Below are 13,326 nucleotides of genomic sequence, written 5' to 3'. Positions count from 1 at the left end.
CGGATAGAGAAAATGTCCTTATGGACAATCTCGCAGATGGAACCGTTTTCCATACGGGGGGCGACAAAAAAGCCCGGTCGAATTCGACCGGGCTTCCAGGGCGAAACCGGTTCCGCGTCTATCGATCAGAACTTATAGCGCAGGCCGAGCAGGTACTGGCGACCGGTTTCGCTGTAGTCCAGCGGCAGCTGGCCATTCGCGTTCTGGACCCACGACTCCTGTGCCTCGTCCGTCAAGTTGATGCCTTCCAGGCTCAGCTCCAGCTTGTCGTTGAGCTTGTAGCGAAGCGCCATGTCGATGGTCGTGGTGCCGGTTTGCCCGTGTACGCCATCGATGTTGTAACCCGCTTCGGTACCGGGAGCCTGCAGCAGGTAGTCGTCGCGGTTGGTCGCCGAGATGCGGCCGGAGAAGCGCTCGCCTTCGTAGTACAGCGTTGCGTTCCACGAATGCTTCGACATGCCGGTCCACGGCGCCTTCAACACGTTGACGCCCGCGCTGTTGACGTACTGGATCTCGGTGTCCACGTACGTGTAGTTCAGTTGGGTACCGAAGTTGGACCACTTGCCGGGCAAGAAGGAGAACGGCTGGACTAGCGTGGCTTCGAAGCCCTTCACTTTGCCGCCCGGCGTATTGACCGGCACGCTGAAGACGAAATCGTCGTTGACCGTCGCGCCCGTCCCGTCGAGCAGGCTGGCCGGCAGGCCGCTGGAGGCGTAGCTGCGCACTTCGCGCGTCGTCTGCACGAAGCCTTCGATGTCCTTGTAGAACAGGCCCAGGCCCAGCATGGCGCCTTCGTTGAAGTACCACTCGAAGCCCAGGTCCGCCGTCTCCGCGCGAACCGGATCGAGGTTGGGGTTGCCGCCGCTGACCGTGCGTGCGCCGCCACTGACGTTGACGGTCACACCGGGGGTCAGGAAGCCCAGGCCAGGACGCGACATGACCTTGGCGGCGCCCAGCCGGATCAGGAAGTCGGGCGTGATCTCGGCCACCAGGTTCATCGACGGCAAAGTATCGCTGTACTCGCGCGTGACGGTCGTGGCGACGGGCGTGCCGCTGGCGGTTGCGATGCCGGTCGAGCTCTGCTTCGTGCGCACGTAGCGCACGCCGAAGTTACCCGACACCGGGATGGCACCCAGATCCGCGGAAAACTCACCCATCAGGTAAACGCCGCGGTCCTCTTCCTTCACGCTGCGGGTATTGACCGCGCGCTCGGTGACGGCATAGATGCCGCTGTTGCTGTAGATGTCGAACAGGTCGGCGATGGCCTCGTAGTCCGGGATGACCCACGTACCTGGCGAACCATTGACGCCGCTGAGACTGGCCAGTTCGGTCAGGTCGGACGGCACGGTCGTGGTGCCGCCGGTGAAGGTGGGGACCGCCAGTTCGGAAGCGCGTCGCAGCTCATGCGTGGAGAAGGAGTAGTCCTTCGACTGCACGCCACCCTTCAGGCGGAAGCCAGGGCTGATGTTCCAGTTGAAATCCAGCTGCGCCGTGTCGAAATCGTTGGTGACGTACTGGGGACGGATACGGATCTCCGCCAGCGTCCAGCCGTTCGGGTCGGTTGGGTCGATGCCGTAGTTGAGGATCGGCTTGTAGGGATCGTTGCGATAGTCGTAGCTATAGTTGTCGACGTTCGCCTTGTCCATGATGATCGTCGTCTGGATCGGATTCTCGTGCTCCGACTTGGACGTGCCGATCTTGCCGCTGATCTTGAAGTTGTCGGTGAACTCGTGCTCGCCTTCCAGATTGAACTGGGTGAACACGGTATTCCACTCGTCATGACGGCTCTCCGAGCGGATGTCGACGTCGTCGAACAGGCCGTATACCAACGCGCCATTCTGGATCACGCCGTCGCGGACGACGGTCTGCGGCTTGCCAGTGCCGCTGCGGCTGAACGAAATCGCTTCTATGTACTTTTCGTCGCGGGTAGCATCGATCTTCGAGTACAGCGCATCCAATGCGAACTGGGTGCGATCGGTCGGCTTGAACTGCAGCGAAGCGGCCAAGCCAGTGCGCTTCTGGTCGTGCTCCATCAGCGTGTAGCGGGGGAAGCGCGGGTGGTAGACATCCGCGCTGCGCGCCGCCGCGAACGGCGACGTCGCGCTGAAATTGCCGTTGCTCGTGCCCTGCGCCCAGCGGCCGCTGCCGGAACCTTCTTCGAGCGCCTGACGCTCGGAGTAGGCGACCGACAGCAGGGCGCCGAACTTGCCGTCGGCCCAGGTATTGGCGATCAGCGCGCCGATCCGCGGGTCGGTCTTCTCGGCCATGTCGTTGTAGCTGGCCTGTCCACTGGCGGTGAAGGTGAAGCCGTCGTAATCGAGCGGACGCGCGGTACGCAGATCGACGGTCGCGCCCAGCGAGCCTTCTTCCACGTCGGCCGAGGGCGTCTTGCGCACGATCAGCTGCGAGAACAAATCCGAGGCGAAGACATTGAAGTCGAAACCGCGGCCGCGGTTGGTGCCGCCATTCTGGTCGGTGGCGCCCACCGTGGTGAGGGCCTCCATGCCGTTGATGCGGACGCGGGTGAGGTCCGGCGGCAGGCCGCGGACGGAGATCTGGCGGCCTTCGCCGCCTTCACGCGTGATCACCACGCCCGGGATGCGTTGCAGCGACTCGGCCAGGTTGAGGTCGGGGAACTTGCCGATGTCCTCGGCGACGATGGCATCGACCACGCCGGCTTCGCCGCGCTTGATGTCGAGTGCCTTTTCCACGCTCGCGCGGTAGCCGGTGACGCTGACGGTATCCAGCGTATCGACGCTCTGCTGCGCGGGGGTGGCCTGACCGGACTCGGTCGTTTGCGCCGCTTCCTGGGCGTGTGCGGCTGCACTCATCTGCAGCGCCAGGCCGATCGAAACGGCAAGCAAGGTAACCGGTGTCTTCCGGCGGTGTTGACTGACTGGCATGTTCTCCCCTCCTCAAGGGACCATGGCCGCGTGTGCGACTGTTTTGGTAGCAAAAAACCGCTGTGTATTCCCTTCCAGATCGTGCCAGCTGATAAAATGACACCGCTGGTCAAAAACAACGCTAACAGAGTGTGCGCTGCAACAACAACTGTCGCCGGCTCCGGATTATCTTGTCCTCGGGACAAGCCAGGACGGCGCGCAAGCATCGATGCAACACCGCAACGGGAGGAGTGCTGGCATGGCCAAGATCGTGTGTTTCGGAGAGTTGCTGCTGCGCCTGGGTGCGCCCGGCAGGCAGGTATTGCTGCAGTCGCCGGTGCTGGACGTGCATGTCGGCGGCGCGGAAGCGAATGTCGCGGTGTCGCTGGCGCGGTTCGGTCACGACACCCGCGTCGTGGGTGTCGTAGCGGACAACGCGCTGGGTGAAGCCGCCTTGGGCGAACTGCGCCGGCATCGGGTCGATGTCACCGCCATGCAGCAGCAGTCGGGCCGCATGGGTCTCTACTTCCTGACGCCCGGCGCCATCCAGCGCCCGAGTGAAGTGCTTTACGACCGCGCCGACTCCGCCTTCGCGCGCGCGGGTGGCGGAGACCACGACTGGCCCGCATTACTCTCCGGCGCCCAATGGCTGCATGTCTCCGGCGTCACGCCCGCATTGGGGCAACGCGCGGCCGATGGCGTGCTCGCCGCAGTGAAGGCAGCGCGTGCCGCGGGGGTGAAGGTCTCGTTCGACGGCAACTTCCGTCCGAAGCTCTGGGAAGCGTGGGGCGGAGATGCGCCGACGATCCTGCGCGGGTTGATGGCCGAAGCCGACATCCTGTTCGCCAGCCACCGCGACCTTCAGGTCGTGCTGGGCCTGGACTTCCCGCAGGCGACGCCTCAGGAGCGGTTCGCCGCCGGCGCGGCCGCCGCGTTCCGGGCTTTTCCGCACCTGCAGCAGATGGCCGCCACCGTTCGCGTCCAGCGCAGCGTCGACCACCATGTACTGTCGGGGATCACCGCCCTGCGCGACGGTGCACTGCACACCACGCCATCGCACGAGGTTTCGCCGATCGTCGACCGCATCGGCACCGGCGATGCGTTCGCCGCGGGCGTCCTGCATGGCGGGCTGTCGGGCATGTCGTCGGCCGACGCGCTGTACTTCGGTGTCGCCGCAGCGTGCCTGAAGCATTCGCTGCCCGGCGACTTCAACCTGGTTGGGGCTGCCGATGTGCAGGCGTTCCTTAGCGAGAACAGCCTGGACGTGAAGCGCTGATACCTGCATCGAGCAACAGGGAATGTTGCGTCGCGACATTCCCGGACGCAGGAAAAACTATCGTTTGAAGATGCCGGCGCAGGCTTTGCCCGTCGCCTGATTCCCGCAGACTGCGCGCCATGATGAGCGCCGTCCATGCGTAGCAAATTGTTCGTGCCCGGCAGTCGCCCTGCGCTGTTCGCCAAGGCCATGGCCGGCGACGCCGATCTGCTGTCCCTCGACCTGGAAGACGCCGTCGCCGGTGACGACAAGGCGACGGCGCGCCAGCAGGTGGCCGCCTTCCTCCAGTCCGCACCGCATCGTGCCGCGGGCAAGCAGGTCGTGGTCCGGGTGAACGCGTGGAACACCTCCGCCTGGGAGGACGATCTGCGCGCGATCCTGCCGCTGGATATCGACCTGCTCAACTTGCCGAAGATCGAATCCGCGGACCAACTCCGCCAGGCGATGAGCGAGATCGATGCGATCGAGGCGCGCCTCGGCGTGCGCCGTTCCGTCGGTATTCTGGTCAACATCGAGACGCCGCGCGCATTGCGGCATGCCGCGAAGATCGCGCTCGCCCATCCGCGCATACGCGGCCTTCAGCTCGGCCTGGGAGATCTGTTCGAGCCGCACGGCATCCGCCGTACCGACTTGCGCAACGTCCACGCCGCACAGTACGCGCTGCGCATGGCGGCGGCGGAAGCCGGTGCCTTCGCCTACGATGCGGCCTTCCCGGGGCTCGAAGACGAAGCAGGCTTCCGTGCGGAGGCCGATGCGGCACGCGCCCTGGGCTTCGCGGGCAAGAGCTGCGTGCATCCGCGCCAGGTGGCGTGGGCGAACGATATTTTCGCGCCCTCGGCGAAGGAGATAGACGACGCGCGCCGGACCGTGCAGAAAGCGGACGAAGCGGGCGAAGGGGCTTTTGCCGTGGATGGCCGCATGGTGGACGCGCCGTTTCTGGCGCGCGCGCGCGCCGTGTTGGCGCTCGTGGATCGGAACAAGGGGACAGCATGAAACATCCGGCAGCGCGGTCCGTGACCGCCGGCATCCAGCGCGTGGCCCGTTGTGCGTTCGCGATGCTGGCGTTAGCCATGGTGGGTGCGGCGTTGCCGGCGCATGCGGAAAGCCTGACGACGGTGCGGCAGGAGGTACTACCAGCGCCCTCCGCCCGCGCGATGGGCGATGTGCACGCCGTCGGCACGTCATTGGTCGCGTTCCATGCGGGTTCGGTCGAGCAACTGCCGGCAGGAGCCAAGGCGTGGCAATCGCTGTCGATGCCCGCCGACGTTCCCGTACCTGCCACCTGGATCAGTGCGGCCAAGGGCTCGCTTTACCTGCTGCACGGCGATGACGAAGGACATATATCCACTGGAGTTTCCGGCGTCGCGCTGCAGCAGGGACGGTTGGCGCTGCGTGCGCTGCCCGCGTGGCCCACCCCCTTGCGGGATGTGGCGCTGGCAGAGGCGGACGGCCGGCTCTATGCCAGCGGCCTCGACGCAACCGGAACGCCGCGCCTCTACCAGTTGACGCTCGCTGCGACGTCAGCGGGTTGGACCGCGCTCGCGACCTGGCCCACCGGTGGCGCCTCCAGCTTGCTCGCGCAGCGCGGCGACCTGTTCGCAACCGTCGGCGGAGCTTCGGGCGACGCGCTCTGGCGCTGGCATAGTGAAACGGGCTGGACGCAGATGCCTGCGTTGCCCGGATCGTTGGTACCGCATGCGGCCCGTGCGCTCGGGCAGGCGCATTTGCTGTACCTCGTCTCCGAAGGCGGATCAGGTACGCCGCAACTGGTCACCTTCCACACCATCACCAAGGCCTGGGCGACACTGCCGGCGACCGTGCCGGCCGACATCGCGGGCGTGACCGCGTGGGGCGATGGGCTGGTATGGACGGGCGCGGACGGCACCTTGAACGCGTTGGAACTCCAGTCCGGCAAGCATCTGCTCACCTGGCTGGACTGGCTGGTGATCGTGGTCTATCTCGCCGCGATGATCGGCATTGGCCTGTACTTCTATCTGCGCGAGAAGCGCAATTCGACGGAGAACTTCTTCGTCGGCAGCCGCACCATCCCGTTCTGGGCGGCGGGCCTGAGTCTGTATGCGGTCAACACCAGTTCGATCAGCTTCATCGCGATTCCGGCGAAGGCGTTCGAAACCAACTGGCAGTACCTGACCAACAACCTGATCGCCGTGCTCGGCCTGATGTTCGTGGCGATCTGGATCGTGCCGCTGTTGCGGCGGCTCAACCTGATGTCGACCTTCTCCTACCTGGAGACGCGTTTCCACCCGACCATCCGCATGCTCGCCAGCGCCCTGGCGATCCTCATGCAGATCGGCAGCCGCATGAGCGTCATCCTGTTCCTGCCTGCACTCGCCATCTCCACCATCACCGGGATCGACGTGGTCTGGAGCGTGTGGCTGATGGGTGGGTTCACCATCATCTACACCGCCATGGGCGGCATGAAGGCGGTCATCTGGACCGACGTGGTGCAGGTGATCGTGAAGATGGGCGGTGCGATCTTCGCCATCCTCTTCATCATCTGGACGCTGAAGGGCGGATTCGGCGAATTCACCCAGATCGCGATGGCGGAAGACAAGACCAAGCTCTTCGACTTCAGCTTCGACCTCACCAAGGCCACGGTCTGGGGCTTCATCTTCCTGGTGCTGTTCGAGGTGGTGCTGACCTTCCCGAAGGACCAGGTGCTGATGCAGCGCGTGCTGTCGACCAAGTCGGACAAGGAGGCCGGACGCTCGGTCTGGGCTTTCGCCGCCATCATGATTCCCGGCGGCTTCGTCTTCTACGGCATCGGTACGGCGCTGTTCGTCTACTACAAGAACAATCCGGAGCGGATGAATCCACTGTTGCCGGTCGATGCCACCTTCCCGCTGTTCATCGCCGCGGAACTGCCGATGGGCGTGACCGGCCTGATCATCGCCGGCATCTTCGCCGCGGCGATGGCGACGCTGTCCGGCATCATGAATTCGGTAGCGACGCTGATCACCGTCGATTTCTACGAGCGTTTCGCCAAGGACAAGTCGCAGAAGAAGGGCGTGTTCTTCGCCGAGATCATGACGGTGGTGGTCGGCCTGGTCGGCATCGGCGCAGCCTTGGTGCTGTCGCGCTTCGACATCGGCTCGCTGTTCGACGTGTCGATCGAACTGGCCGGCCTGCTCGGCGGCGGCTTCGCCGGCGCGTACACGTTGGGCATGTTCACCCGTCGGGCGAATTCGCAGGGCGTGGCGATCGGCATCGTCACCGCGATCGTGCTGACGTTCGTGGCGTGGTGGTTCGACCTGGTCCACCCCTATTTTTACCTCGCCATTTCCATCCTGGTCTGCGTGGTGGTCGGTTACCTGGCGAGCCTGTTCTTTCCGGCACCGGCGCGCTCGCTGGAAGGCCTGACGATCCACCGGCAGGATGCCGTGAACACGGCTGACGGAGCGCATGGGCCATAGGTCCCATCGTCGGCGTCGCGCGCCTCGTGTAGCCTGAAGGTAGCAGGGGAGGCGCGTGGACACCCAGTTCCTGAATACCTTCGTGGTGGTGGCCGACCGGGGCTCGATGGCCGCGGCCGCGCGCGTGCTCAACATCACGCCGGCCGCCGTGGCCCAGCAGATCCGCACGCTGGAACGAGAACTCGGCGCACCGCTGATCGCCCGCGCCGGCCGCACCGTCAGCCTGACCGAGGAGGGCTCGCGCATCCTGCAGCGCGCCCGCGACCTGCTGCGCGACGTCGCCGACATGCGCAGCGTCGCCAACGACAGCGAAGTCTCCGGCGAGCTACGGCTGGGCGCTTGCCCGACCGCACTGGCCGGCATGTTGCCGGACATCCTGGCGCGGATGGTCGACGCCTTCCCGCAGATCAACGTCTACATCCGTCCCGGCTATTCGGCGGAGCTGTACCGCGCCGTGGAAAACGGCGAACTGGATGCCGCGCTGGTACTGCAAGCGCCCTACAACCTGCCCAAGACCTGCGACTGGCAGCTGCTGCGCGAAGAGCCGCTGGTGGTCATCGCGCCGGCGCGCATGGCCGGCCGCGACCCGCACGAGCTGCTGCGCAGCGAACCGTTGATCCGCTACGACCGCAACCAGTGGGGTGGGCGCGTGGCGGACGACTACCTGCGCCGCGCCGGCATCGTGCCGCACGAGCGCTTCGAACTGAACGGCCTCAACGCCATCGCCGTCATGGTGGACCGTGGCCTGGGCGTATCGCTGGTGCCGGACTGGGCCAAGCCGTGGCCTGAAGGCCTGGACCTGGTCCGCATCCCGCTGCCGATGCCCAGCGAACCGCGCCGGATCGGCATGGTGTGGTCGCGCTCGACGGTGCGCATCCGTCTGGTGACGGTGCTGCTGCAGGAAAGCCGCGCCACCGCAGGGCAGGTTTGATCGCGCCGCTCCGCGCGGCGTCATGTTGCAGTGCACGCTACAAAAACTAGCCTGTGAACATATCCGCGGGCGATTCTTCCGTGACGGACGTCCGCCTACGCTTCGAACATCGTCGGGTTCGAGCGTCTGGGAGGAACGCTGGGCACGCCGGCCGCCGGGCGCGGCCTTTCTCGCACTCACCCTTGCCATGCGGCAGGCGCATCGCGCGCCGCCGCCCACCCCGCATTTCGAGAACAGACCATGAAACAGGTACCCGCCGCGTTCGGCGTTTTCCTACTCGCCGCCGCCGTCAGCGCCAGCGTCAAGGCCCAACAGAACACGCCGCTGCCGCCGCAGGACGCGGCGACCGAAGAAGCCAAGGCCAAGGACGCCGTCGACCTGGATCAGGTGATCGTCACCGGCGTGCGCGCGCCCAAGGCCGTGGACAAGATCCCCGGCGCAGTGACGCTGGTGACCAAGGAAGAAATCGCCCACACGCTGCTGGTCACCGAAGATGCTACCGCCGTGCTGGCACGCACCGTACCAGGCTACGCCGAAGCGTCGCAGGCCATGAGCAACAGCGGCGAGACGCTGCGTGGCCGTGTTGCATTGCGCCTGTTCGATGGCGTGCCGCAGGGTTCGCCGCTGCGTGACGGCAGCCGCAACGCCACATTCACCGACATGGGCATTGTCGGCCGCGTGGAGGTGATCAACGGTCCGTCGGCCTCCGAGGGCATCGGCGCTGCGGGCGGCATCATCAACTACATCTCCGCCGTGCCGAACAAGGAAGGCAGCGAGTTCCGCTTCCTGTCGCGCTACTCCACCCAGTTCAAGGACGACAGCGCCGGTTGGAAGCTGGGCCTGAACTACGCCTATAAGCAGGACAACTACGACCTGGTCGCCGGCGTGGCGCAGATCGACCGCGGCATGGGCTACGACGCCGACGGCGTGCGCCTGGGCATGAACACCAGCGGTTCGGTCAATGATTCGGTCGCGCGCAATATCTTCGTGAAGGGCGGCTTCAACTTCGGCGAGGACCTCGAGAAGCGGCTGCAACTGAGCTACAGCCACTTCAAGATCGAAGGCAACGGCGACTACATCCAGGTGGACGGTTGCCGCTACGAGCCTGGCTGGTGCGAAGATCCGCGCCCGAACACCTCCGAGCGCGGCCACATTTTCGGCAGCAAGGCCGAGTTCAACGACTTCAAGCAGGTGAACCTGCAGTACACCGATGGCGACTTCCTCGGCGGCACGCTGAACCTCAACGCATATTGGGCCGACCAGGCGATGCGCTATCCGCCGGAAAACGGCAGTGACCGCCAGGATCCGCTGATTCCGCCGAACGGCCCGGATGGCCTCATCTGGGACCAGTCGGAGATCAATTCGGACAAGGTCGGCTTCCGACCGTCGTGGGTACGCGGCCAGCTATTCGGCGTGGACGGCCTGGAGCTGCGCACCGGCGTCGACTGGGTGCGCGACAAGGCCGACCAGCGCCTGGCGTTGACCAACCGCGTGTGGGTGCCGCCGATGGAGTACGAGAGCATTGCGCCGTATGCGCAGCTGAGCTGGGACATCGGCCCTGTGACGTTGAGCGGTGGCTTCCGCCGCGAAGACGGCGAACTGAGCGTCGATGACTACACCACCACGTGGTTCCGCGACCGCCGGTTCGTCGAAGGCGGCAAGCTGTCCTACAAGGAAAACCTGATCAACTTCGGCGCCATCTGGCGTATCACCGACCAGTGGTCCGTGTTCGCGGCATATGGCGAAGGCTTCGGCCTGCCCAACGTCGGCATTCCGCTCCGCAATGTCGCGTGCCCGGACGATCCGAACGACACCAAGCCCGACGGCTGCCCCGGTGATCCACCGGTGTCCGTGGACTCCACGTTCCGCGAGCTCTCGGCCGTGGTGGTCGACAATCGCGAAGTCGGCGTGAACTGGCGCGGGGATGCGACGTCCTTCAGTGCGTCGTACTACGACTCTCGTTCGGACTACGGCACGTCGTTCGCGATCGATCCCGCTACCAACGACTACGTCCTCTTCCGTGCACCGACCCGGATCAAGGGCTTCGAGTTCTCCGGCGACTGGAACATCAACGAAGACTGGAAGCTCTCCGGCCTGTATTCGCGCATCCGCGGCAAGACGGCGTTCTGGACCGAGGACCCGCGCGGTCGTTGGGATGCGGGTGGATTGAACAAGCCGATGGGTGCGCTGGACGTCAACCCGGACAAGATCGGCCTGACCGTGCGTTGGAAGTTCAACGAGGCCGGCGACGTCACCCTCGGCTCGACCACGCTACTGTCGCGCGACCTGACCGGCAGCGATGTCCGCGAGTTCGACAATGCGAGCTTCTCGTATGAGGAGCACACCAAGGGTTACACGCTGTTCGACCTAGGCATGAACTACCGGGTGGAGAAGTGGGGTCGCTTCTCGCTGGGCGTCGAGAACCTGACCAACAAACAGTACATCCTGAGCTGGTCGCAGGTCCCGGGCTTCCGCAACTACTGGGCGGGCCGTGGCCGCATGTACTCCTTCACCTACGAATACACGTTCTGATCCACGATCTGCGGATGCCGGCACTCCCCCACGCTGCATCCACCCGCGCCGCTCCCTCTCCAGGGCGGCGCGGGCTTTGGATGGTCCTGATGCTCTCGCTCGCGGCCTGCGCGACCGCCACTCCGCCGCCGCTCCCGCGTGCGCCGATGGATACGCTGCTCACGCAGGACATCGGCAAAGCCGGCTACCTGGGCGCCGTCGCCGTGGTCGCCGATCATGGCGCCGTGGTCTACCGCGGTGCGTTCGGCCATGCCGACCTTCAAGGCCAGCATCCGCTGCGCGAGGACGCGATCTTTCGCATCTACTCCATGACCAAGCCCGTCACCTCGGTGGCGGCATTGATGCTGGTGGAAGAGGGCAGGCTGCACCTCGATGCCCCGGTAGCCACCTACCTGCCCGCATTCGCGGGTCTGCAGCGGGTCGCGGGTGGCAGCGTCGAGGCGCCAACATTGATGCCGGTGCAGCGCCCGCTGACCGTGCGGCACTTGCTGACGCACACCGCCGGTTTCGTCACGGGTGGCGACGACATCCGTGTGGCATCGGCCCTGCTGAAGGCGCAGGCGCCGGAAGAAGCCACGGATCTCTCCAGCTACGCGGACCGCGTCGCACGCGCGCCGCTTGGTACCGAGCCGGGCACGCGTTTCCGCTATGACGGCGTCAATACCGAAGTGCTGGCGCGGGTCATCGAAGTCGCCAGCGGTCAATCGTTCGAGACCTTCCTGCGTACGCGCATCTTCGTGCCGCTCGCCCTGCACGACACCGGCTTCGAAGTGCCCCCGGCGCAACGTGGCCGCATCATGGCGCTGACCACGCGCGATGCCGCAGGGCAACGCGTCCTGGCCGATACACCGTCCGCACGCGAACCCGGCGTCCGCCTGCGCCCCTACACGAGCGGTGCCGGTGGCCTCTATTCAACCGTCGCCGACTACCTGCGCTTCGCGCGGATGCTGGCCGACGGTGGCGTGCTCGAGGGCGTTCGCCTGCTGCGCGAAGACACCGTGGCAATGATGATGTCCGACCAGCTCGCGGGCTTCGATCCGCCGGTGCCCGCCCCCGAGCCGGGCGAAGGCTTCGGCCTCGGCGGCTACGTCGTCACCGACCCGGCGATCAGTGCGCGTCCCGGATCGCGCGGGCAGTTCGGCTGGTCCGGTGCCGCGTCGACGTACTTCACCATCGACCGCGAACGCGGCCTGGTGATCCTGCTGCTGTCGCAGCACCTGCCCACCGACGGAGCACCTCCGTTGCCCAAGCTGGCCACGCCGTTCTATCGCGCGGTCTACTCGGCGGCGACACCATGAGCCGCGGCCAGGGCGGCGTGCTGGTCGCGGGGTCGGCCAACCTCGATTTCGTCGTGCGTGCGGCGCATGTGCCGGCGCCGGGCGAGACGGTATTGGGTCGTGAGTTCGCGACGTTTCCGGGCGGCAAAGGCGCCAACCAGGCCGTCGCCAGTGCGCGTGCCGGCGGCGTGCCGACTCGCATGCTGCTCGCGCTCGGTGACGATCTGTACGCGGCGGTGCTCGAAGCCGCCCTCGCCGACGCCGACGTGGCCATGCACATCGTGCGCGTGCCGGATACCGCCAGCGGCACCGCCTTCATCTGCCTGTCCGACGACGCGGAGAACGCGATCACCGTCGCGCCGGGCGCCAACGCGGGATTGATGCCGCACCATCTTCCTTCGCTGCGCGGCATCAGCCACCTGCTGCTGCAACTGGAAACACCGTTGGACAGCGTGGCCAGCTACGCCCGGCTTGCCCGCGAGGCCGGCGTGCGGGTGGTGTTGAATGCCGCCCCCGCCACCCCGTTGCCCGCGGGCCTGCTGGACAGCGTCGATGTGCTGGTCGTCAACGAAGGCGAACTGGCCACCTTGGCCGGCGAAGGTCCCGTGGCCGCGCAGGCGGCACGCCTGCCGGTGCCCTGCGTGATCGTGACGCTTGGCGCGCGTGGTTGCTTCGCACGACGGGGCGGTGAAATCTTCCTGCAGCCCGCGTTCCCGATCGACGCCGTGGATACGACCGCGGCCGGCGACACGTTCTGCGGTGCGCTGGCAGCCCGCCTGGCCGAGCATGCCGGGCTAGCGGACGCGCTACGCTTCGCCAGCGCGGCGTCCGCGCTCGCCTGCACCCGGCTGGGCGCGCAGACCAGCATCCCGGCGCGCCCGGAAGTCGAAGCCTGGCTCGCCGGGCATGCCGACGCACCTTCGCAGCAGGCCGCCCTGGCGACCTACTGCGGCCTTCCCCGCGACTGATCCATCGTCCCGATCCAAGATCTCCC

Annotated in this window: 8 protein-coding genes; 7 read left to right on the top strand and 1 reads right to left on the bottom strand. The window is 66.1% G+C overall.

The features are described 5' to 3' along the window. Positions 1–125: 125 nt before the first annotated feature. A complete protein-coding gene (locus tag BM365_RS07920) occupies positions 126–2,903 on the bottom strand; it encodes a TonB-dependent receptor (RefSeq protein ID WP_093488093.1) in 2,778 nt (925 codons plus the stop codon). A gap of 238 nt (positions 2,904–3,141) precedes the next feature. Here BM365_RS07920 and BM365_RS07915 point away from each other — a divergent pair, with 238 nt between their 5' ends. The 7 genes from BM365_RS07915 (at position 3,142) to BM365_RS07885 (ending at position 13,300) form a co-directional block, all read left to right on the top strand. After that, entirely contained in the window at positions 3,142–4,158 is a 1,017-nt protein-coding gene (locus BM365_RS07915; RefSeq protein ID WP_093488092.1) for a sugar kinase, read from the top strand. Positions 4,159–4,293: 135 nt separating this feature from the next. After that, complete coding sequence (locus tag BM365_RS07910; protein ID WP_093488091.1) at positions 4,294–5,151, top strand: HpcH/HpaI aldolase/citrate lyase family protein; 858 nt, start codon at positions 4,294–4,296, stop codon at positions 5,149–5,151. After that, positions 5,148–7,592, top strand: coding sequence for a sodium:solute symporter (locus tag BM365_RS07905; RefSeq protein ID WP_093488090.1), 2,445 nt, complete (start codon positions 5,148–5,150; stop codon positions 7,590–7,592). The genes BM365_RS07910 and BM365_RS07905 overlap by 4 nt, the downstream gene beginning before the upstream one ends. A 55-nt stretch (positions 7,593–7,647) precedes the next feature. Beyond that, the gene (locus BM365_RS07900) at positions 7,648–8,523 is read left to right on the top strand and encodes a LysR family transcriptional regulator (RefSeq protein WP_093488089.1); all 876 of its coding nucleotides are present in this window, start codon (positions 7,648–7,650) and stop codon (positions 8,521–8,523) included. A gap of 240 nt (positions 8,524–8,763) precedes the next feature. After that, a complete protein-coding gene (locus BM365_RS07895; RefSeq protein WP_093488088.1) occupies positions 8,764–11,055 on the top strand; it encodes a TonB-dependent receptor in 2,292 nt (763 codons plus the stop codon). Between the two features lie 89 nt (positions 11,056–11,144). Beyond that, positions 11,145–12,353, top strand: coding sequence for a serine hydrolase domain-containing protein (locus BM365_RS07890; protein ID WP_175502052.1), 1,209 nt, complete (start codon positions 11,145–11,147; stop codon positions 12,351–12,353). Beyond that, positions 12,350–13,300, top strand: coding sequence for a ribokinase (locus BM365_RS07885; protein WP_093488086.1), 951 nt, complete (start codon positions 12,350–12,352; stop codon positions 13,298–13,300). Before BM365_RS07890 ends, BM365_RS07885 begins: the two co-directional genes overlap by 4 nt. Positions 13,301–13,326 lie beyond the last annotated feature (26 nt).

Origin of the sequence: Pseudoxanthomonas sp. YR558 (genome assembly GCF_900116385.1) — a bacterium.
Lineage (GTDB): Bacteria > Pseudomonadota > Gammaproteobacteria > Xanthomonadales > Xanthomonadaceae > Pseudoxanthomonas_A.
This window is presented reverse-complemented; position numbering and strand designations above follow the sequence as displayed.

What these genes read in the sequence shown, in the direction of transcription:
- BM365_RS07920 (WP_093488093.1), bottom strand. Translation starts at nt 2,903, where the DNA reads ATGCCAGTCAGTCAACACCGCCGGAAGACACCGGTTACCTTGCTTGCC.
- BM365_RS07915 (WP_093488092.1), top strand. Translation starts at nt 3,142, where the DNA reads ATGGCCAAGATCGTGTGTTTCGGAGAGTTGCTGCTGCGCCTGGGTGCG.
- BM365_RS07910 (WP_093488091.1), top strand. Translation starts at nt 4,294, where the DNA reads ATGCGTAGCAAATTGTTCGTGCCCGGCAGTCGCCCTGCGCTGTTCGCC.
- BM365_RS07905 (WP_093488090.1), top strand. Translation starts at nt 5,148, where the DNA reads ATGAAACATCCGGCAGCGCGGTCCGTGACCGCCGGCATCCAGCGCGTG.
- BM365_RS07895 (WP_093488088.1), top strand. Translation starts at nt 8,764, where the DNA reads ATGAAACAGGTACCCGCCGCGTTCGGCGTTTTCCTACTCGCCGCCGCC.
- BM365_RS07890 (WP_175502052.1), top strand. Translation starts at nt 11,145, where the DNA reads ATGCTCTCGCTCGCGGCCTGCGCGACCGCCACTCCGCCGCCGCTCCCG.
- BM365_RS07885 (WP_093488086.1), top strand. Translation starts at nt 12,350, where the DNA reads ATGAGCCGCGGCCAGGGCGGCGTGCTGGTCGCGGGGTCGGCCAACCTC.